Raw genomic sequence first — 20,316 nt, 5'->3', positions numbered from 1 at the left:
GATTGATGCTGCCTTACCCGCAGATCGACCCGGTGGCCATCGCCCTGGGCCCGCTGAAAATCCACTGGTACGGCCTGATGTACCTGGTCGGCATCGGTGGCGCCTGGTGGCTGGCGTCGCGCCGGCTGGCCCGCTTCGACGCCGGCTGGAACAAGGAGAAGCTCTCCGACCTGGTGTTCTGGGTGGCCATGGGGGTGATACTCGGCGGTCGCCTGGGCTACGTGTTGTTCTACGACTTTGCGGCCTATATCGCCGAACCGGCGAAGATCCTGCGGGTGTGGGAGGGCGGCATGTCGTTCCACGGCGGGCTGCTCGGGGTGATGCTGGCCAGCTGGTGGTTCGGCAAGCGCAACGGCAAGAGCTTCTTCGAGCTGATGGACTTTATCGCGCCTCTCGTTCCGATTGGGCTGGGTGCGGGCCGGATCGGCAACTTTATCAACGCCGAGCTGTGGGGCAAGGCCACCGACCTGCCCTGGGCCATGGTGTTCCCCACCGACCCGCAGCAACTGGCGCGGCATCCCTCGCAGCTGTACCAGTTCGCCCTGGAGGGCGTGGCGCTGTTCGCCATCCTCTGGTTCTACTCGCGCAAGCCGCGCCCGACCATGGCGGTGTCCGGCATGTTCGCCGCCTGCTACGGGCTGTTCCGCTTTATCGTCGAGTTCGTCCGCGTGCCGGACGTCCAGCTCGGCTACCTGGCCTGGAACTGGCTGACCATGGGCCAGGTGCTGTGCCTGCCGATGATCCTCGGCGGTATCGGCCTGATCGCCTACGCCTACAAGCGCCAGCCCGTACAAGGAGCCGCCCGATGAAACAGTACCTCGACCTGATGCGCCACGTGCGCGAGCACGGCACCTTCAAGGAAGACCGCACCGGCACCGGCACCTACAGCCTGTTCGGCTACCAGATGCGCTTCGACCTGGCCGACGGCTTCCCCCTGGTCACCACCAAGAAATGCCACCTGCGCTCGATCATCCACGAGCTGCTGTGGTTCCTGCAGGGCGACACCAACATCCGTTACCTGAAGGAAAACGGCGTGTCCATCTGGGACGAATGGGCCGACGAGAACGGCGACCTCGGCCCGGTGTACGGCTACCAGTGGCGCAGCTGGCCGGCGCCCAACGGCGAGTCGATCGACCAGATCGCCAAGCTGATCGCGATGCTCAAGAGCAACCCGGACTCGCGCCGGCTGATCGTCTCGGCCTGGAATCCGGCGCTGGTCGAGCAGATGGCCCTGCCGCCGTGCCATGCGCTGTTCCAGTTCTACGTGGCGAACGGCAAGCTCAGCTGCCAGCTGTACCAGCGCTCGGCCGACATCTTCCTGGGCGTGCCCTTCAATATCGCCAGCTACGCGCTGCTGACGCTGATGGTGGCTCAGGTGTGCAACCTGCAGCCGGGCGAGTTCATCTGGACCGGCGGCGACTGCCACCTGTACGCCAACCATATCGAGCAGACCGACCTGCAGCTGACTCGCCAGCCGCTGCCGCTGCCGACCATGCAGCTCAACCCCGCGGTGAAGGATCTGCTGGCCTTCAAGTTCGAGGACTTCGAGCTGGTCGGCTACCAGGCCCACCCGCATATCAAGGCGCCGGTGGCGGTGTAGGGCCCGCTTGGGGGCCGATTATCGCGCGTTCAATCCCCGGGTATCGCTACGCTCAACCCAGGCTACGGACCTCACCGTAGCCTGGGTTAGCCGAAGGCGTAACCCGGGAGTGCAGTCGTTTACTTTTTCAATGAAAAACGTTGCGCGATTTCCTCGACGACGTCGCCTGGCCCGCTGATTTTCCACTCCAGCCAGTTGTCCCACTCCAGATTTAGCTCGTCCCGCCCACGACGCAGCCGGTAGCTGTCGTGATCGATGCCTTTGTCGAAAGCCAGCGGACTGTACTGCGCGACCTGTCTCCAACCCTCGGCTTTCAGATTATCCAGAATCCCGTTGCCGACCTCGGTGTCGATCATCTCCAGCGTCACATGGTCCGCCGTCCAAACCGGTTCGCGTTCAAGCCGCCGCCGCTCCAGCCATTGGCGAAATCCTTTTATCCACTCCGTCATGTCGATGAGCGCTCACGATTGAAATGGTCGCTGCGCGACCCTACGTGAATGGTCTGTGCGCGCTTCGCTCCTCGGTTCTCGAGCCGCTCGGCTATGAGACGGATGTGCATATCAAGGGACCGGTGGTGTGTTCTTGCTCAGGCGTCACTTGCGTAACGCCCTATAGACTTTTTTCAGCAGGTGCTCGGAGGCCAGATCGCGGAAATCGCCATCGGCCATCAGCCGGGTGAAGATTTCCTCGTTGCCCTCCATGCGGTCGATCACCAAGCCCTCGAAGGCCTTGCGGAACACATAGCCGAAGTCTTCCAGCGAGTTGGCGTTGACCGCCTTTTCCAGGTCCTCGTTGGCAATGGCCTCGGCTTCGATCTGGTCGAAGAACAGCTGATCCGCCTCGGTGAAGTTGGTGCCGAAACGCTCGTTCAGCGCCTTGACCAGCTCCGATAGCGGCACTTCCTCGTCGCCCGGTCGGCCGGTGCCGACATCGCTGGGGCCCTTCAGCGCGGTGGCTTCGCCTTGGGTCAGGTCGATGCTGCCCTCGCTGATTTTCTGCAGCCGGTAGTACTCCAGGGTGACTTCATCATCCACCTGGTAGCCGGGGCCGCTGGCATCTCGCGGCAGCTTGGTCAGCAGGAAGCGTAGGTAGGTGTACAGGCGCTCCAGCTCCGAGTCCTGATAGGGCATCACCTGGGAGAGAAAGCCATACAGGTTGCGGAAGTTGACCAGCAGCCCCTTGCATTCCAGCTGATCTTCCTCGTCGAGACGCTTGAAGCGCTCCACCGCCAGATCGAGGATGCCGTTCATCCTGGCCTGGTCGTGCACGCTCTCCTTGCGCTTGCCGGCGAAGTACAGCGCACAGTAGTCGTGCACCTCGTCGGCGTAGATCAGCTGCAGTTCCTCGATCTGGTGCTGCAGGCGGTACAGGTGCTGCGGATCGGTCAGCTCCTCATAGGGCGTCTCGCCGTAATAGGGCTTGAACGCCGCGAAGATTTCCTCGGGCTTGTTGCGGAAATCCAGCACGAAGGTGTCTTCCTTGCCCGGCGCCATGCGGTTGAGGCGCGACAGGGTCTGCACCGCCTGGATGCCTGAGAGCTTCTTGTCCACGTACATGCTGTGCAGCAGCGGCTGGTCGAAGCCGGTCTGGTATTTCTCCGCCACCAGCAATACGCGGTATTCCTCGCCGGCGAAGGTTTCCGGCAGCTCGCGCTCGGAAATACCGCCGTTCATGCTCACTTCCGTGTAGGTCTTGTCCTTGAAGTCCGGGTCTTCCACGCTGCCGGAAAAGGCCACCAGGGACTTCACGTCGGTGTAGCCCTTGCTGGCGATATAGGCATCGAAGGCCAGCTTGTAGCGCACCGCGTGCAGGCGCGAGTCGGTGACTACCATGGCCTTGGCCCGCTGGCCTATCTTGTGCCGCACGTGGGTGCGGAAGTGCTCCACCATCACCTCGGTCTTTTGGTTGATGTTGTGCGGGTTCAGGGTCAGGAAGCGCGCCAGCGCCAGCGCCGCCTTCTTGCGCTGCACCTGCGGGTCGTTGACGGCGGATTGGGTCAGCTTGTAGTAGGTCTGGTAGGTCGTGTAGTGCGCCAGCACATCGAGGATGAAGCGTTCTTCGATGGCCTGGCGCATACCGTACTTGTGGAAAGGCGCCGTGCCGCTTGGCCCCGGCTCGTCGAACACGTGCTTGGTCTTGTACTTGGGCGTGGCGGTGAAGGCGTAGAAGCTGATATTGGCCTGGCGGCCGCGCTTGAGCATCTCGCGCAGCACACCATCGTTCTCCTCGTCGGGGTTCTCCGCACGGTACTGCGCGGCGGCTTCCTCGATGCCGTGCTGGTTGAGCACGTACTTCATGTCCATCGCCGTTTCGCCGGACTGCGAGCTGTGCGCCTCGTCGATGATCACCGCGTAACGCTTGCCCTGGGTGCTGATCGCCAGGGTGTTCGGGTTGCCCTGCTGGTTGAGCTTTTCCAGGGTTTCGCTGACGAAGGGGAATTTCTGCAGCGTGGTGATGACGATCGGCGTGCCGCCGGCCAGCGCCTGCACCAGCTGCTTGGTGTCCTCGTTGATCTTCTGCACCACGCCCTGTTTGTGCTCGAACTGGTAGATGCAGTCCTGCAGCTGCTGATCCAGCACTCGGCGGTCGGTGATCACCACCACCGAGTCGAACACCTTGGCGTCACGGGCGTCATGCAGGCTGGACAGACGGTGGGCCAGCCAGGCGATGGAGTTGGACTTGCCCGAACCGGCCGAATGTTCCACCAGATAATTGCGCCCGCTGCCATGCCGGCGGCTGTGATCGATCAGCCGGCGTACCGCATCGAGCTGGTGGTAGCGCGGGAAGATCATGGTCTCCTTGCGGATCTTCTTGATCGCACCATCGACGACGATGCGCTTCTCGTCCTCCTGCAGGTGCATGAACTGGCCGACGATATCCAGCAGGCTGTCGCGTTGCCACACCTCGCGCCACAGGTAGCTGGTGCGGTAGCCGCCGTCGGCGGCCGGTGGGTTGCCGGCGCCGGTTTCCGTCGGGGTGATCGGGCAACCCAGGTTGAACGGCAAAAACACCGTCTTGCCGCCGGACAGGCGGGTGGTCATAAAGGCCAGGTCCTGATCCACGGCGAAATGCACCAGGGCGCGCTTCTTGAACTCGAACAGCTTCTCCTGCGGGTCGCGCTTGTGCTTGTACTGCAGCTTGGCGTCTTCGACGCTCTGCCCGGACAGCGAGTTTTTCAGCTCGGCGGTGACGATGGGCAGGCCGTTGATAAACAGCACCAGGTCCAGCGACTTGTTGTCCTTCTCGGAGAAGTACAGCTGGCGGGTCACCGATACGCGGTTCTGCGCATAGAGCGCCAGGGTGTCGGGGTTGAGGCCGTTGCTCGGCGCGAAGAAAGCCACCCGCAGCAGCTTGCCGTAGCACTTGAAGCCATGGCGCAGCACCTTGAGCATGCCCTTGGTGTCGAGCTCCTTGCACAGGCCATCGAGCACCAGGGCGCCGGCGCCTTCGCCTTGGATGGCTTGCAGCGCCTGCCACACCTTGGGCTGGGTGCGCTGGATAAAGTCCAGCACCTGGATCGGCTCCAGGGCGCGGGCGGGATCGAAATCCTGGCTGTGGCCCTGGCTCAGCCCGCCCTCGTGCAACAGGGAGTACTCGATGGCGTCTTCGAACTGCGCTTCGCTGTGCTTCTTGGCCACGGTCGATCCTTCTGTGAGCTTGGATGGCGCTTTCTTACATAGCGCACATTATGTGTAAGGCTGGTCGTTTGATCCTTACATACATAAATACATATGTAAGGTTGAATGCCTGTTTCTTACATATGAATTTCTGTGTGTAAGCCAGCTTGGGCTGTTAAGGAAGCTCTGAGAAAGCCGTCATTCCCGCGCAGGCGGGAATCCATAACCTGCGGATTTCCTGGGCTCCCGCCTTCGCGGGAGTGACGATAAATGGCTTTTCCAGATTATCCTTAAGCCATAAACAGGTCGAAATAGCGCTGGAACAGGTAAAGCCGGTTGCGCCCATAGCCGGTGGTTTCAACCAGGATGTCCAGGCTTTCCAGTTGCTTCACCAAGGCAGTGGCGCTCGGGTGCGTCAAACCTAGTATCTCCGTGACATCGCCAATGCTGACCATGGGCCGCTGGTACAGGTGCAGCAGCAGCTTCTTGGCGTTTTCCGCCCGTTTGCCCAGGGTCAGAATCTGGTGCTCCACCTCATGGCGCAGGGTCATGATCGCCATAAAGGTGTTCTTGCTGCTGGTGGCGGTCTCCACCACGGCGGTGAGGAAGAAGCGCAGCCAGTGCAACAGGTCGTTGGAGCTGCGCACCACGGTCAGCGCGTCGTAATAGGCGCCGCGGTTACGCTCGAAAAAGTCCGACAGGTACAGCGCCGGCTTGTGTAGCAGGCCCTTGTCCACCAGATACAGGGTGATCAGCAGACGGCCGATCCGCCCATTGCCGTCGAGAAAGGGGTGGATGGTCTCGAACTGGTAATGGCTCAGGGCGATGCGGATCAGGTCCGGCACCTGCACCTGCTCGTTGTGCCAGAACTTCTCCAGGTCGCCCATCAGCTCAGGTACTTCCTGTGGATGCGGCGGCACGAACACGGCATTGTTCAGGTTGCTGCCGCCGATCCAGTTCTGCGAGCTGCGAAACTCCCCCGGCAGCTTGTGATCGCCGCGCACGCCCTGCATCAGCACCGCATGGGTCTGCTTGAGCACGCGGATGGACAGCGGCAACTGCTTGAGGTCCTCGACGGCGGTATTGATCGCCTCGATATAGTTCTGCACCTCCTGCCAGTCGTCGCGCTTCTCCGGCGCCACCTGCTCCTTGCGCATCAGCGCCTCGTCCATCTGCGTCTGGGTGCCCTCGATGCGGCTGGAGGTGTTGGCCTCCTTGGCGATATGCATACGGATAAACAGATCCACGTCCGGCACCATCAGCGACAGCGCATTGAGCTCCGCCAACGCCCGCGAGGCGCGTTCCAGCAGGGTGTTGAGCTGCGGGTCTAGCCACTGCCATTCGCAGTTGATCGGCGTCGGCGAAAAGCTCTTGTACTGGTATTGCTGCAGCCAGTGGCCGGAGCTGAACTGTTCGACTTGCATCAGGCGACTTCCTTGTCCTGCTCGGACGCTTCGGCGGCTGCCGGCGCCTGCCAGTCGCGTATATCGATCTGGCCGGTCACGGCGGCGGTAATTAGGGCGGTGCGGTATTCCTGGAGGCGGGCAATGGCAGCTTCTGCGTGCTGTATGAGAGAGAAACATCTTCCTTCAATACATTTTATTTTGGACACGATCTTTTCGGCTTCCCGGCTCTCAGGCAGACACACAGGGATATTGTGAACCTGCTCTACACGCAGATGAGTCACTGTGCTACCAGAAGACTCAGCCTCTATATATTGCTGAAATTTATTGCTCATCAGGAAGTACAGGATGAACTCCGTCATTGCATGATCATCAATGATGAAGTTCATCATCCTTTGGCCAAGGCACAATTTTATCTCGGCAGGAACTAGGCAGACCTCCCCTGCAGGAGCTTCACGAGTGAAAAGAATGCTCCCCGCTGGCGGTATGCCGCGCTTCGTCCACTCTTCAAAGTTCTCTTGATCAGTATGGAGCGCAGGTTCCGTGAGGAGTTCTCCATTTCGCACGTTGCTAGTTCTGACTACCAAATATTCTCCATCGGGAAAATATTCAGGAGTTCTATTCTTGCAATCTACAATTGTTGACTCAAATTTAAGCTTGCTGGTTCTCCAGTGCGCAGGTATAGCCCCCAGCCATTCAATGTCAGGGTCTTTCATCGTCACTCCATTTTCTATGCCGCTAGTTACGGCATGAGTAATGAAGGCACGCCTCATCTCTTGGAGTTTTCCGATAAATTCCTGCTTTTTCTCGATCAGGCGGTCGACTTGTGCGGTTTTGTGGTCGAGGAAGTTGGCGATCGCTTTTTGTTCATTAAGGTACGGATAGCAAAGCAAATAGTTCCCAAGGTCGTACTGGGTAATGCTGGGAAGCGCTGTTTGAGTGGCTAGTTTTTCGTACTGAAAGATTGTCGAAAAATAGTACAAGTAGCGACCAAAAACATCTTGGCTGATGATGCTGTAAAACATCGTATCCACGGTCCAAAACTTGCCGTTGATATGGAGCGGTTTATCAATGGTGCCCTTTCTGCCAAAGAGCACGGACTCTCCGTCGTATAAAAATTCAGAGGCAAATGTGAACTGGCCACCAGAGCCTATAACCGGAAACCCCTCATCGCTCTCGACTTCTTTGTAGTCGCGACCATTCTGAATGTTCGCCATGAACTTCAGACGGCGAATTTCCCAGTGCTTAGGAATAGCGGACAACCACTCAACCCCCGACTCCTTATATTCCGGATACGCCCTATACCCCATCAAACCACCTCACTGAGCATGGCCATAATCTCGCCTTCCAGCGCCTTGATCTCCGCTTCGATCTCGGCCAGTGGGCGCGGGGCTTCATACTCATAGAAGTGGCGATTAAAGGGGATTTCGTAGCCGACCTTGGTCTTGTCGAAGTCGATCCAGGCATCCGCGCGGTAGGGCAGCACCTCGCGGGCCAGGTAGTCTTGGCAGTGCTGGTGCACCAGTCTAAGCAGAGCGCTTTTATCCACCTTGCCCTTGTTGGCGTTGCTTTCGTAGTCCAGCGGCAGGGGCAGGGCGATACCGGCGGGCAGGCTGACATTCTCGGTATCGCGCAGGTCGGCATCCGGTTCGGGGTTGCCCTTGGCATCCAGGCAGATATCCGCCTCGGGGTCCTGCTCGCCCAGGGCGCCCTTGGCCAGCAGGGCCTTCTTCAGCGGCGCGCTCCAGCCGATAGCGCTGCCCTTAAAGGCGGCTTTCAGCAGTTTCTCGAAGTGGTCGCGGTTGCGGATCACTTCGCCTGCGGCGAAGCGCGGCTTGAGCCCTTCGAGGATGGCGAGGATTTCCGCCTGCTGGGCCTTGCCGGCGGCGATTTCGGCGGTGCTGCCGGCCAGGTCCTTGCGCTTCTTGCTGCTGGCCAGTCCGGTAAAGAAGCTGCCTTCCTTCACCTGATCGATACGCACATCGGTCACCGCGAAGTTAAGGCGCAGCGGGCGCTCGACGGTGATCTTCAGGTAGCCGAAGTCGCGGTTGTCGAAAACCTTGCTGACCAGCACGCTCTTGTTCGGGTCGCGCTTCTTCTTGCGATCCGGCTCGATATTGGTCTGGATCTCATTGATGCGCAGGCGCTGGTCGTGCTGGAACTCGCCATGGATGCGGGTCAGCGCGTCGATATGATTGGGCTCGAAGCTGCCGTTTTCGCTCTCACCCTCGCCGAGCTTCTTGCGCTTGTCGCCCAGGCTTTTCTTCATCTTCCAGGCGAAGTCGGCGGCGTTGATCAACTGCACCTTGCCCTTGCGCTTGGCGCTCTTGCGGTTGGTCACTATCCAGATATAGGTGGAGATGCCGGTGTTGTAGAACAGCTGGTCGGGCAGCCCGACCACGGCTTCCAGCCAGTCGTTCTCGATGATCCAGCGGCGGATATTGCTCTCGCCGCTGCCGGCGTCGCCGGTAAACAGCGGCGAGCCGTTGAATACCACGGCAATGCGCGAGCCGCCACCTTCGGCCTCGCTCGGCACGCGCTTGCTAAGCATATGCTGGAGAAACAGCAGGGCGCCGTCGTTGATGCGCGGCAGGCCGGCGCCGAAGCGGCCGTTGAAGCCGAGCTTGTTGTGCTCGTGAGTGACGTAATCCTGCTCGGGCTTCCACTCCACGCCGAACGGCGGGTTGGCCAGCATGTAGTGGAAGGTCTCGTCAGGGTGGCCGTCGCCGTCGACCACGCCTTCTTTGCCGCGCCCGGTGCCGAGGGTGTCGCCGAAGACGATGTGGTTGGTGTCTTCGGCCTTGATCATCAGGTCGGAGCCGCAGATGGCGAAGGACTCGGGGTTGTATTCCTGGCCGTAGAGCCTGACGTCCGCCCGCGGGTTTGCGGCGAGGATGTATTTTTCCGACTCCGAGAGCATGCCGCCGGTGCCGCAGGTGGGGTCGTAGATACGTAGGTGCTTGCCTTCGGCGTAGACCTCTTCCTGGCCGTTGAACAGCAGGTTGACCATCAGCTTGATCACTTCGCGCGGGGTGAAGTGATCCCCTGCTTCCTCGTTGGCCTGTTCGTTAAAGCGCCGCACCAGGTCTTCGAAGATGTAGCCCATGGCCATGTTCGGCACGCGGCCGGGGTGCAGGTCGATGGCGGCGACCCGCATGATGACTTCGAACAGGCGGTTGGCGTCTTCGAGCTTTTCGATCTCGATGCCGAAGTTGAACTTGTCGAGAATCCGACGAGCCTTGCTGGAGAAACCGGCGAGGTAATGGGCGAGGTTGCGCGCCAGGTTATTGGGGTCGGCCAGCAGCTTTTTGAAGGTGAATTCGCTGGTGTTGTAGAAGTTCAGGCCGAACTTGCGGCAGATGATGCCTTCGATCATCTCCTCGTCGAACTTGGTGCTCATCTTGCGCAGCTTGTACTCGGCCAGCACTTCATCCTTGCTGGCCTCCAGCACGCAGTCCAGGCGGCGCAGCACGGTCAGCGGAATCATTACCCGGCGGTATTGCGGCGGGCGGTAGGGGCCGCGCAGCAGGTTGGCGATATCCCAGATGAAGTCGCTGTGTTTCTTGAAGAGATCCTGGTGTTCCACTGCTGATCCTTGGACGGGGCTGTCTGCGTAATGGCGGTGATTCTACTGCGCTTTGGCCATGGCCGGGCACGGCTGGGGTGGTCTTAAACGCTGTCGCGGCTAAAGCCCCTCCCACGGTGACAGCGGTCTGCCTGTGGGAGGGGCCGGGCGGCGTTCCGCTTTAGCGAACCTCTGAAATAGTCGGGCGCAGGCGTGACAGCGGCTTCATCGCTGAACAGCGCTTGCGTCGGCCCGGAGGGAAATAATCCAGATCCTCCGTAGTACCTGGGCTCCCGCCTTCGCGGGAGTGACGGTATATGGCTTTTTCAGAACTTCCTTAGCTGCGCCGCCTGAAAAGAGCTAGGGAAACTCTGAATTAACCGTCATTCCCGCGCAGGCGGGAATCCAGAACCTGCGTAGTCCCTGGGCTCCCGCTTTCGCGGGAGTGACGATAAATGGCTTTTTCAGAACCTCCCTAGAGCAACTCCGCCGCCAAGCGCTGCAGCTGCTCCTGGCGTTCGCCGTCTTCCAGACGAGCACCGGGGTTGAGCGACGACCATTCGGGATGGGCGCGTGCCAGGTTCAGCGGCTGCGGCAGCTTGCCCTGGCGCCATAGCGCTTCCTGCGGCGCGCTGAGCTGGATCGCCTCCATCGCCGCATGGCCGCGGGCGTCCAGGGCGCGCAGCAGTTGCTGCTGGCGCAGGGCGAGCAGGCGTAGCACGGCGTCGTCGACGGTCAGTTCGCGCTGGCCCTTCAATTTGCCTTTAAGCCTTTGCCCGTAATTGCGCAGGGTCTGTGCGCTGCCGCCGATCACCGCGCCCAGCGCGGCGGCCGCCCCCAGGGTGAGGCCGCCGACCAGCAGATCGACGCCGACGCCGGTGGCCGCACCCGCCGCCATGCCGCCGCCGACCTTGATGCCGAGCTGCTTGAGGGTTTCCGGATTGAACAGGTCGTCGCCCCAGCGCCCGTCCAGCAGCGGCAGATCGGCCGCCTTGGCGTCGCTGCTGCGGAAGGCGTAGAGGCGCAGCAGGGCCTCGACGCAGCGTTGCTCGCGCTGGCGGATGGTTTCGCGCAGTTCGGCGATGGCGCCCTGTTCCAGCACTGGCTGGGCGGCGACGCTGCGGCGGCAGGCGGCGCAGTCGAGCAGCAGTTCGGCGATCAGCCGCGCGCCGGCCTGGCGCCGCGCCCGGCGCTGCGCCTGGTGATCCTCGATCAGGCGCTGCAATTGCGGGCGCGAGCGCTCCAGCAGCAGGGCTAGGCTCTCGTACAGGCGGCGTTCGCCGTCCTCGGGCGGGGCCACGCTGTCGAAGGCCACCAGGGCATGCAGGCCGAGACGGGCCAGGGCCTCGCGCCAGTCGGCAGCGCGGTGTTCGCCGCTGGCGACGAAGTTCAGCACCGGCAGCAGCGGCCGGCCGCACATGGCCAGCACCGCCAGCTCGTCGCGGTACTTGGCCAGCACCGGCTCGCGCACGTCGATCACGTACAGCCCCGCGTCGGAAGCCAGCAGCTGGCGCAGCACCTTGGCCTCCTGCTCGTAGCGCTGGCGCGCCTCGCTGCTCTCGAGAAAGCGGGCCAGGCGCGCCGGGCCGTCCAGGCGCTCGCCGGGGCGGTCGAGGCGCTCCAGGTGGTCGAGCAGGGCGATGGCGTCTTCCAGGCCGGGGGTGTCGTACAGCTCCAGCAGCGGCTCGCCGTTCACCGACAGCCGCGCGCCCTCGACATGGCGGGTGGTGCTGGCGCGCGGCGACACCTCGCCGAACTCCACGTCGCGGGTCAGGGTGCGCAGCAGCGAGGTCTTGCCGACGTTGGTGTGGCCGACCAGGGCGAGTTTCAGCGGTTTAACCATAAGACCCTCTCCCCAGTCCTCTCCCATAAATGGGAGAGGGGGCGGTTTGTGCCAGCCAGGTAGCCCGGATGCAATCCGGGGAGGGGATAAGGGCCATTCCCGGATTGCATCCGGGCTACGGATCTAATCATGCCCGCTCTCCAGCCAGTTCAACGGCGCCGTATCGCCGTGCGCCAGTTGCAATTTGTCCAGCGCCTGGTGCCAGTCGGCCAGGCGTGCGCTGTCCAGGGTTTCGCCGGGCGCGGGCGGCAGCAGCCAGATGCGCGTGGCGCAGGCCGAGCGCGCCAGTTCGCCGAGCAGCGCCAGGCTGCCGCGGTCCGGCGAGCGGCGCGGGTCGCAGGCGATGGCCAGGCGCTCGGGGGGAAAGCGGGTCAGCTGTTCGAGCAGCTGGCGGCGCTGCTCGCGGCTGTCGATCACCCCGGCGTCCAGCACGCCCTTGGGCAGCTGAGCCGGCGGCCAGGGGCGGCGCTCGTCCAGCTCCAGGCCGAGCAGCAGGGCGCCGCTGCCGCCGTCCGGGTGGGCGCCGCCTGCCGGCTGGTGCAGGGCCGCCGGCGCCAGGTCGCAGACGCCGAGACGCTCGCTGTCCGGCTGCAGGCGCTGGCGCAGCAGGCCGTAGCCGGGCAGGTCGAGGTCCAGGCGCAGCGCCGCCTTGCCCGATTGCCAGCGCCACAGGCACAGCAGCATCAGCAGCAGGCGCGGCAGCAGGCCGTAGACCAGCACCACGCCGACCAGCCAGCCGGCCCAGCTCTGCCGCGCGGCCTCGTCGAGCAGGGCGGCCTCGCCGCTGGCGCGGATCAGCTCGGCGTCCGGCAGGCTGAAGCCGAGCAGGGCGGGCAGGGCGCCGAGGGCCTGGGTCAGGGCGATAAAGCTGTCGCCGCCGAGGATGGTGGTTTCCCAGACGAAACCGTAGCGGCGGGTGGCGAGCAGCAGCAGCAGGCTGGCCAGTGCGGCGAGCATGGCCAGGGCCCACAGGCCATGCACCAGCACGCCGAGGCCCCAGCGGCTCAGGCGCCGACGTTGCAGGAGCAGCAGCAGGGCGGGGGCCAGCTGCACGGCGGCGGCGTCGCGGGCGAGTTTTTCGCTGAGCCACAGCCACAGACGAGCGAGGGCACCGGCGCTGTCGCGGGCCGGCAGCAGGCCGAGCAGCCAGCCGAGTAGCAGCAGCAGGTTGAGGCCGAGCAGGCTGCCCAGGGCCCAGAACACGTTGACCGGCCGGCTGCCGTCGCCGAGGCCGGCCAGGGCCAGGCCGATACCGCTGAGCAGGGCCAGGGCGGCGAGGGCGAAGAGGGCCAGGCGGGCGCCCTGCAGCCAATGCAGCAGGGCCTGCCACTGGCCGTCGCGGCGCGCCAGCAGCAGGGCGCGTTGCTGGATACGTGCGCTCAGGTCGCCACCGCTGGCGCGGGCCAGGCGATTGGCCTCGGCGTCGTCCAGCGCGCCGGCGTGTTCCTCGCGCAGGCGGATCGCCTCGCTGAGCCAGAGGCGCTGCAGGGTGTCGGGTTGCGGGGCGGCGTCAGTCACGCGGCGTCTCGTCGGCCAGATCAGGGCCTGAGGATAACCCCTGATCCGGTCGGGTGCGAATGGCCGGAACTGCTGCGCTGGGCTGTCGGCCCCTCGAGGTCAGTTGCCCTCGCGCAGACGCACGGCGATATCCGGCTGGTCGATAAACAGGCCGTCGATGCCGCTGGCGAGGAAGGCGCGCAGCTCGGCCTCGATATCGCCGCGCTCGGCCGGTTCGCCGCCGCTGCGCAGGTCGGTCGGCAGGAAGGCGTTCTCGGCGCGGAAGGTGTAGGGGTGGACCTTGAGCTTGGCGGCATGGGCGTCGCGCACCAGGCTGGTCGGCGTGGTCAGCTTGCCGGTGGCGTCGCGCGGGATGACCATGCCCTTCTCCGGGCCGATGCCGCTGGCGTAGCGGGCGATGGCTTGCAGGCCCTGGGGCGTGATCATCTGCGCGTAGCTCAGGCCGCTGCCGAGCACCTGCTGGTCGTAGGGCTGGCCCTCGGTCCACAGCAGCTGCACCAGGCGTACCGGCGTCAGACGGCTGAGGGTCTTGAGGTTCTCCACCTCGAACGACTGGATATACACCGGCGCCTTGGCGCTGTGGTAGCCGTTGCGCTTGAGCACCTTGACCAGCGGCCGCTCCATGGCCAGGCCGAGCTGTTGGAAGTGGGTCGGGTGCTTGGTCTCCGGGTACAGGCCGATCACCCGTTGCTGGCTGAGCTGCAGGCTCTTCACCAGGTCGATGATCTCCTGCAGGCTGGGAATCTCGAACTGGCCGTCGAAGCGCGTGTTGCCCGGGCGCAGCTGCGGGATGCGCTCGATGGCGCGCAGGGTCTTGAGTTCGGCCAGGCTGAAGTCCTCGCTGAACCAGCCCTCCAGGCTGACGCCGTCGACCGTCTGGGTGCGCTTGCGACTGGCGAACTCGGGGCGCTGGGCGACGTCGGTGGTCAGCCCCAGCTCGTTGTCGTGGCGCGCCACCAGCTGGCCGTCGCGGGTCATCACCAGATCCGGCTCGATATAGTCGGCGCCCTGCAGCACGGCCAGGGCGTAGGCCGCCAGGGTGTGCTCGGGCACGTAGCCACTGGCGCCGCGGTGGGCGATGACCAGCGGCCTGGCCTCGCCGCGGGGTTTGCCCTGGTGGGCGCCGGGCTGCTGCTGGGCCCAGTCGATGGCGGCCTGCACGCTATCGGGCGTGGCGGGCGCGGCGAGGCTCAGGCTCGGTAGCAACAGACCGGCACAGAGCAGCCAGCTGCGAAGCGGTTTGGTCAACATGGCGGTACCTCCTTGCACAGGGATGGAGTCCCCAGCCTGCACCGGCGAGGGTGACGATGTTGCTACAGAGGTCCAAGCCTAGACGGTTCTGTGCGTTGGTCGGCACCGCTGCAGCCGGGCTGCGTCCGTGCCGAGCGCTCTGCTATGCTCCCAGCCATGAAAACGACTCTTCCCCTCTGCCTGATCGCGGCCCTCGCCGACAACCGCGTGATCGGTCGCGACAACCAGCTGCCCTGGCACCTGCCGGCGGACCTCAAACACTTCAAGGCCCTGACCCTGGGCAAGCCGATCATCATGGGGCGCAAGACCTGGGATTCGCTCGGTCGGCCGCTGCCGGGTCGGCTCAATCTGGTGGTCAGCCGCCAGGCAGATCTTCGGCTCGACGGCGCTGAAGTCTTTCCGACTCTGGACGCGGCGATTACACGCGCCGACCAATGGGCACGCGAGCAGGGCATGGACGAGCTGATGCTGATTGGTGGTGCCCAACTCTACGAGCAGGGCTTGGTTCTGGCCGAGCGCCTCTACCTGACGCGGGTTGGCCTGCGTCCGATCGGCGATGCCTGGTTTCCCGAATTTAGTGAAGCCGAGTGGACGCGCGAGGCCCATGAGGAACATCCGGCCACGGCAGAGTCGCCGGCCTACGATTTCGAGGTGTGGGAACGGCGTTCGGCGCAATGACATTGGTGCGCGCGGCGCACCCTACGCCAGATCGATGTGCTCCACGCGGATCTGCCCATTTTCAAGATGCAGCAGCGCCAGGCAGATCGGCAGCTTGAAGCGCCGCGGCCCGGCGCTGCCGGGGTTGACCAGCAGCAGGCCGGCGCGCGCTTCCACCAGCGGCTTGTGGCTATGGCCGCAGACGGCCAGGCGAACCCCGCGGCTGGCCAGGTCGCCGGGCAGCTGGGCGGCGTCGTGAGTCATGAACAGACGCACCCCGGCCAGGTCCAGCTCGAGCGATTGCGGCAGTTCCGTCGCCCAGTCCAGGCCCTCGTCGTTATTGCCGCGCACCGCGCTGAGCGGCGCAATTTTGCCTAATGCGTCGAGAATCTCCGGCTTGCCGATATCGCCGGCATGCAGGATGTGATCGCAGCCCTGCAGGGCATCCAGCGCCTCGGGGCGCAGCAGGCCGTGGGTGTCGCCGATCAGGCCGATTTTCATGCGCCTCGCTCCGTAGGGTGCGCCGTGCGCACCGAATGCGTCTGGTGCGCACGGCGCACCCTACAAAGCATGAGCCCGGCGCAGGGCCGGGCTCATGGAGTGTTGCCGTGCCTTATTGGTCCAGCATCGCCTTGTTGCGCACCGCGCCCTTGTCGGCGCTGGTGGCGAGCAGGGCGTAGGCCTTGAGCGCCGTGGTGACCTTGCGCGGACGCTGTTCCACCGGCTTCCAGCCCTTCTTGTCCTGGACGTGGCGGCGGTGCGATAGCTCTTCATCGCTGACCAGCAGTTGGATGGTGCGATTGTGGATGTCGATATGGATCTTGTCGCCGTCTTCCACCAGCCCGATGGCGCCGCCGGCCGCGGCTTCCGGCGAGGCGTGGCCGATGGACAGGCCGCTGGTGCCGCCGGAGAAACGGCCATCGGTGAGCAGGGCGCAGGCCTTGCCCAGTCCCTTGGATTTCAGGTAGCTGGTCGGGTAGAGCATTTCCTGCATGCCCGGGCCACCTTTCGGGCCTTCGTAGCGGATGATCACCACATCGCCGGCCTTGACCTCGTCGGCGAGAATGCCTCTCACGGCGGCGTCCTGGCTCTCGAAAATCTTCGCGGTGCCTTCGAACACGTGGATCGATTCATCCACGCCGGCGGTCTTCACCACGCAGCCGTCGAGGGCGATATTGCCGTACAGCACCGCCAGGCCGCCTTCCTGGGAGTAGGCGTGCTCGACGCTGCGGATGCAGCCGTTCTCGCGGTCATCGTCCAGGCTCGGCCAGCGGGTGCTCTGGCTGAACGCGGTCTGGGTGGGGATACCGGCCGGGCCGGCCTTGAAGAAGGTGTGCACCTGCTCGTCGCGGGTCTGGGTGATATCCCACTGCGAAATCGCATCCGCCATGCTCGGGCTGTGCACGGTGGCCACGTCGGTGTGCAGCAGGCCGCCGCGCGCCAGCTCGCCGAGGATGCTGAAGACGCCGCCGGCGCGGTGCACGTCTTCCATGTGGTACTTCTGGATGTTCGGCGCCACCTTGCACAGCTGCGGCACGACGCGGGACAGGCGGTCGATATCGCGCAGGTCGAAATCGATCTCGGCTTCCTGGGCGGCGGCCAGCAGGTGGAGGATGGTGTTGGTCGAGCCGCCCATGGCGATGTCCAGCATCATGGCGTTCTCGAACGCCTTGAAGTTGGCGATATTGCGCGGCAGCACGGAGTCGTCGTTCTCGCCGTAGTAGCGCTGGCACAGCTCCACCGCCAGGCGCCCGGCGCGCAGGAACAGCTGCTCGCGGTCGTTGTGGGTGGCCAGGGTCGAGCCGTTGCCCGGCAGCGACAGGCCGAGGGCCTCGGTCAGGCAGTTCATCGAGTTGGCGGTGAACATGCCGGAGCAGCTGCCGCAGGTCGGGCAGGCGCTGCGCTCGTACTCGGCGACCTTCTCGTCGGAGGCGCTGTCGTCGGCGGCGATGACCATGGCGTCGACCAGGTCGAGGCCGTGGTTGGCCAGCTTGGTCTTGCCGGCTTCCATCGGCCCGCCGGAGACGAACACCACCGGGATGTTCAGGCGCAGGGCGGCCATCAGCATGCCGGGGGTGATCTTGTCGCAGTTGCTGATGCAGACAATCGCATCGGCACAATGGGCGTTGACCATATATTCCACCGAGTCGGCGATGATCTCGCGGCTCGGCAGCGAATAGAGCATGCCGTCGTGGCCCATGGCGATGCCGTCGTCGACGGCGATGGTGTTGAACTCCTTGGCCACGCCGCCGGCTTTCTCGATCTCGCGGGCGACCAGCTGGCCCATGTCCTTCAGGTGCACGTGGCCGGGCACGAACTGGGTGAAGGAGTTGGCGACGGCGATGATCGGTTTCTTGAAGTCTTCGTCCTTCATCCCGGTGGCGCGCCACAGGGCGCGGGCGCCGGCCATGTTGCGGCCTTGGGTGGAGGTTTTCGAGCGGTAATCGGGCATGACACGGTTCCTGCGGCTGATCAGGTGATGTTCGTATGGTGAGCGTCGACTGAACCGGATGCAAACGGGAGATGGCCGTGCGTTCGGCGGGGTCACCGGACGTCGCGGGGTGGCCGCGCGTCTGACCCGTGCTCAGGGCCCGCCAGGGGATGGATGGCGAGAAATGCCACGATTCTACGCCCGCCGTCGCCGCCGAGCCAAGGCGCGGGCGATTGCCGGCGTAGCCGCACGTGGCTCAGTGCGGAATTTCGATGCCGCGCAGGCGCTCGGCGCGGCGGCGCAGCAGTTCGATGGTCACCAGCAGGGCGATGGACACCAGGATCAGCAGGGTGGCAATGGCCAGGATGCTCGGGTTGATCTGCTCGCGCAGGCCCGAGAACATCTGCCGCGGGATGGTGCGTTGCTGCGGGCCGGCCATGAACAGGATCACCACCACCTCGTCGAAGGAGGTGATGAAGGCGAACAGCGCGCCGGAAATCACCCCGGGGCGGATCAGCGGCATGATGATGTCGAAGAACACCTTGACCGGCGTGGCGCCGAGGTTCAGCGCGGCGCGCGCCAGGCTGTAGTCGAAGCCGGTGAGGGTGGCGGTGACGGTGATGATCACGAAGGGCGTGCCGAGCGCCGCGTGCGCCAGGATCACCCCCAGGTAGCTGCCGGCCAGGCCGAGGTTGGAGTAGAAGAAGAACATGCCGGCGGCGGTGATGATCAAGGGCACGATCATCGGCGACAGCAGCAGCGCGGTGATGAAGCGGCGATAGGGCATGTCGTCGCGGGCCAGGCCCACCGCGGCGCAGGTGCCCAGGGCGGTGGCGATGACGGTGGCGAGAATGCCGATGAAGAAGCTGTTCTGGATCGCCAGGATCCATTTCGGGTCGTTGAGGATCTGCTCGTACCAGCGCAGCGAGTAGGCCTCCGGCTGCAGGGTGAGCATGCCCTCGGTGAAGCTGAAGAAGGGCTCGGCGTTGAACGACAGCGGCACGATGACCAGGATCGGCAGGATCAGAAACAGCAGCACCAGCCAGGAGCTGGCCTTGAGCAGCCAACTGCCGAGGTGATGCCAGAAGCCGTAGTAGGCGGGGGTCTTCATCCTGTGTTTATCCCAACTTGATATTGCTGGCGCCGACGAAGCGGTCGTAGACCCAGTACAGCAGCAGGATCAGCCCCAGCAGCAGCGAGCCGAGCGCGGCGGCCAGCTCCCAGTTGTTCGAGCGCTGCATGTGGAAGGCGATGATGTTGCTGATCATCTGGCCGTCGGTGCCGCCGACCAGCGCCGGGGTGATGTAGTAGCCCACCGAGATGATGAATACCAGCAGCGCGCCGGCGCTCAGGCCGGGCAGGGTCATCGGGAAGTAGATGCGGGCGAACGCCGGGATCGGCTTGTCGCCCAGGCTCAGGGCGGCGCGCAGGTAGCTGGGGTCGATGCCGCGCATCACGCTGTACAGCGGCAGGATCATGAACGGCAGGAGGATATGGGTCATCGCCACGACTGTGGCGAACGAGGTGTAGAGCATCTCGAAGGGCTGGCCGATGGCACCGATGCCGATGAGGAAGGAGTTGATCACGCCGTTGGTCTGCAGCAGGGCGATCCAGGCGGTGGTGCGTACCAAGAGCGAGGTCCAGAACGGCAGCAGCACCAGCACCAGCAGCAGGTTGGCGCGGTTTTCCGGCAGCTGCGCCAGGTAGTAGGCCAGCGGGTAGCCGAGCAGGGCGCAGAGCAGGGTGATGACCAACGCCATGTTCAGGGTCTTGGAATACAGCTGCAGGTAGATCTGCGTGTCCTCGCGCACCTGGATGCCCTGCTCAGGGTGCAACTCCAGGTCCAGCGCGGTGAGGTAGTAGTCGTAGGTGTAGACCTGGCCGGCGCGGGCGATGGCGTACCACAGCTCGGGCTTGCTCCAGTTCTTGTGGGCGCCGAGCAGGGTCTCGACGCCGCGCTCCGGCAGGGCCTCGGCATCCAGCCGGCCGATGCGCCGGGCGCTGGACTTGACCACGCTGGACATGCCGGCGAAGGCGCGGTTGAACTCCTCGGCCAGCTTGCCGGACAGGCGCTGCTCGTCGAGGCTGTGCAGCTCGCCGGCGAACACCCGCAGGGTCTGTTCGTCCGGCAGTTGCCTTTGATCTTCCCAGCGCTCGAGTTCGGCCAGGGTCAGCGGAATCAGTTCGGCCACGGTCGGGTGGTGCACGCTGCGCCACAGCATGCTGCCGATCGGGGCGACGAAGGTCAGCAGGATAAAGGCCAGCAGCGGCACCACGAAGAGAAAGGCGGCGAGGCGTTTCTTGCGACGGGCGCTGGCGGCTTGGCCGGCTTCGCTGGTGGTAAGAGAGGTCAAGGCGTTACTCCGGTATCAGCACCTGCTCCGTTGAACCTCGGTACCCGTGGGAGGGGCTTCAGCCGCGACCGTCGCCG

General features: G+C 64.1%; 15 protein-coding genes. 3 read left to right on the top strand and 12 right to left on the bottom strand.

The window, feature by feature from the left end; all coding sequences use genetic code 11:
* The first annotated feature begins 5 nt into the window (after positions 1–5).
* On the top strand, positions 6–809 hold the full coding sequence (lgt, locus tag ACIGKL_RS12660) for a prolipoprotein diacylglyceryl transferase (RefSeq protein WP_397486992.1): 804 nt from the start codon (positions 6–8) through the stop codon (positions 807–809).
* The gene (locus ACIGKL_RS12655) at positions 806–1,600 is read left to right on the top strand and encodes a thymidylate synthase (RefSeq protein WP_397486991.1); all 795 of its coding nucleotides are present in this window, start codon (positions 806–808) and stop codon (positions 1,598–1,600) included. The genes lgt and ACIGKL_RS12655 overlap by 4 nt, the downstream gene beginning before the upstream one ends.
* A gap of 119 nt (positions 1,601–1,719) precedes the next feature.
* On the opposite strand, the gene ACIGKL_RS12650 is transcribed toward ACIGKL_RS12655, so the two are convergent.
* The 8 genes from ACIGKL_RS12650 to ACIGKL_RS12615 all read right to left on the bottom strand — a co-directional run bounded on the left by ACIGKL_RS12650 (position 1,720) and on the right by ACIGKL_RS12615 (position 14,797).
* On the bottom strand, positions 1,720–2,049 hold the full coding sequence (locus ACIGKL_RS12650) for a hypothetical protein (protein ID WP_397486990.1): 330 nt from the start codon (positions 2,047–2,049) through the stop codon (positions 1,720–1,722).
* A gap of 144 nt (positions 2,050–2,193) precedes the next feature.
* A complete protein-coding gene (locus tag ACIGKL_RS12645) occupies positions 2,194–5,238 on the bottom strand; it encodes a type I restriction endonuclease subunit R (RefSeq protein ID WP_397486989.1) in 3,045 nt (1,014 codons plus the stop codon).
* A gap of 269 nt (positions 5,239–5,507) precedes the next feature.
* Positions 5,508–6,641 carry a Fic family protein gene (locus ACIGKL_RS12640; RefSeq protein WP_397486988.1) on the bottom strand — a complete coding sequence of 378 codons (1,134 nt, stop codon included), beginning with the start codon at positions 6,639–6,641 and terminating at the stop codon, positions 5,508–5,510.
* Complete coding sequence (locus tag ACIGKL_RS12635) at positions 6,641–7,882, bottom strand: restriction endonuclease subunit S (RefSeq protein WP_397486987.1); 1,242 nt, start codon at positions 7,880–7,882, stop codon at positions 6,641–6,643. The genes ACIGKL_RS12640 and ACIGKL_RS12635 overlap by 1 nt, the downstream gene beginning before the upstream one ends.
* Positions 7,883–7,929: 47 nt before the next feature.
* Positions 7,930–10,206 (bottom strand): N-6 DNA methylase, encoded by a 2,277-nt coding sequence (locus tag ACIGKL_RS12630; protein ID WP_397486986.1) that lies wholly within the window; start codon positions 10,204–10,206, stop codon positions 7,930–7,932.
* 454 nt (positions 10,207–10,660) lie between these two features.
* Complete coding sequence (locus tag ACIGKL_RS12625; RefSeq protein ID WP_397486985.1) at positions 10,661–12,028, bottom strand: GTPase/DUF3482 domain-containing protein; 1,368 nt, start codon at positions 12,026–12,028, stop codon at positions 10,661–10,663.
* A gap of 123 nt (positions 12,029–12,151) precedes the next feature.
* A complete protein-coding gene (locus ACIGKL_RS12620) occupies positions 12,152–13,546 on the bottom strand; it encodes a DUF2868 domain-containing protein (protein ID WP_397486984.1) in 1,395 nt (464 codons plus the stop codon).
* 99 nt (positions 13,547–13,645) lie between these two features.
* Positions 13,646–14,797, bottom strand: a complete 1,152-nt coding sequence (locus tag ACIGKL_RS12615; RefSeq protein ID WP_397486983.1) for a glycerophosphodiester phosphodiesterase — start codon at positions 14,795–14,797, stop codon at positions 13,646–13,648.
* Positions 14,798–14,941: 144 nt separating this feature from the next.
* Here ACIGKL_RS12615 and ACIGKL_RS12610 point away from each other — a divergent pair, with 144 nt between their 5' ends.
* Positions 14,942–15,475: a dihydrofolate reductase gene (locus tag ACIGKL_RS12610; protein WP_397486982.1), complete on the top strand. Its 534-nt coding sequence runs from the start codon at positions 14,942–14,944 to the stop codon at positions 15,473–15,475.
* Positions 15,476–15,496: 21 nt separating this feature from the next.
* On the opposite strand, the gene ACIGKL_RS12605 is transcribed toward ACIGKL_RS12610, so the two are convergent.
* The 4 genes from ACIGKL_RS12605 to ACIGKL_RS12590 all read right to left on the bottom strand — a co-directional run bounded on the left by ACIGKL_RS12605 (position 15,497) and on the right by ACIGKL_RS12590 (position 20,239).
* On the bottom strand, positions 15,497–15,955 hold the full coding sequence (locus ACIGKL_RS12605) for a metallophosphoesterase family protein (RefSeq protein WP_397486981.1): 459 nt from the start codon (positions 15,953–15,955) through the stop codon (positions 15,497–15,499).
* A 112-nt stretch (positions 15,956–16,067) separates the two neighbouring features.
* Positions 16,068–17,906, bottom strand: coding sequence for a dihydroxy-acid dehydratase (gene ilvD / locus ACIGKL_RS12600; protein ID WP_397486980.1), 1,839 nt, complete (start codon positions 17,904–17,906; stop codon positions 16,068–16,070).
* 235 nt (positions 17,907–18,141) lie between these two features.
* Positions 18,142–18,996: an ABC transporter permease gene (locus ACIGKL_RS12595; RefSeq protein WP_397486979.1), complete on the bottom strand. Its 855-nt coding sequence runs from the start codon at positions 18,994–18,996 to the stop codon at positions 18,142–18,144.
* 7 nt (positions 18,997–19,003) lie between these two features.
* Complete coding sequence (locus ACIGKL_RS12590; RefSeq protein ID WP_397486978.1) at positions 19,004–20,239, bottom strand: ABC transporter permease; 1,236 nt, start codon at positions 20,237–20,239, stop codon at positions 19,004–19,006.
* Positions 20,240–20,316: the final 77 nt, after the last annotated feature.

The sequence above is a fragment of the Pseudomonas sp. NPDC077186 genome, from assembly GCF_044543505.1.
Classification (GTDB): Bacteria; Pseudomonadota; Gammaproteobacteria; order Pseudomonadales; family Pseudomonadaceae; genus Aquipseudomonas.
The sequence above is the reverse complement of the archived record's forward strand: the minus strand, read 5'-3'. Positions and strand labels throughout refer to the sequence as shown.

Bases quoted from the DNA above. Each gene is read 5' to 3' on its own strand.
- ACIGKL_RS12595 (WP_397486979.1), bottom strand. From the start codon at position 18,996: ATGAAGACCCCCGCCTACTACGGCTTCTGGCATCACCTCGGCAGTTGG.
- ACIGKL_RS12610 (WP_397486982.1), top strand. From the start codon at position 14,942: ATGCTCCCAGCCATGAAAACGACTCTTCCCCTCTGCCTGATCGCGGCC.
- ilvD (WP_397486980.1), bottom strand. From the start codon at position 17,906: ATGCCCGATTACCGCTCGAAAACCTCCACCCAAGGCCGCAACATGGCC.
- ACIGKL_RS12655 (WP_397486991.1), top strand. From the start codon at position 806: ATGAAACAGTACCTCGACCTGATGCGCCACGTGCGCGAGCACGGCACC.
- ACIGKL_RS12615 (WP_397486983.1), bottom strand. From the start codon at position 14,797: ATGTTGACCAAACCGCTTCGCAGCTGGCTGCTCTGTGCCGGTCTGTTG.
- ACIGKL_RS12605 (WP_397486981.1), bottom strand. From the start codon at position 15,955: ATGAAAATCGGCCTGATCGGCGACACCCACGGCCTGCTGCGCCCCGAG.
- ACIGKL_RS12650 (WP_397486990.1), bottom strand. From the start codon at position 2,049: ATGACGGAGTGGATAAAAGGATTTCGCCAATGGCTGGAGCGGCGGCGG.
- ACIGKL_RS12640 (WP_397486988.1), bottom strand. From the start codon at position 6,641: ATGCAAGTCGAACAGTTCAGCTCCGGCCACTGGCTGCAGCAATACCAG.
- lgt (WP_397486992.1), top strand. From the start codon at position 6: ATGCTGCCTTACCCGCAGATCGACCCGGTGGCCATCGCCCTGGGCCCG.
- ACIGKL_RS12625 (WP_397486985.1), bottom strand. From the start codon at position 12,028: ATGGTTAAACCGCTGAAACTCGCCCTGGTCGGCCACACCAACGTCGGC.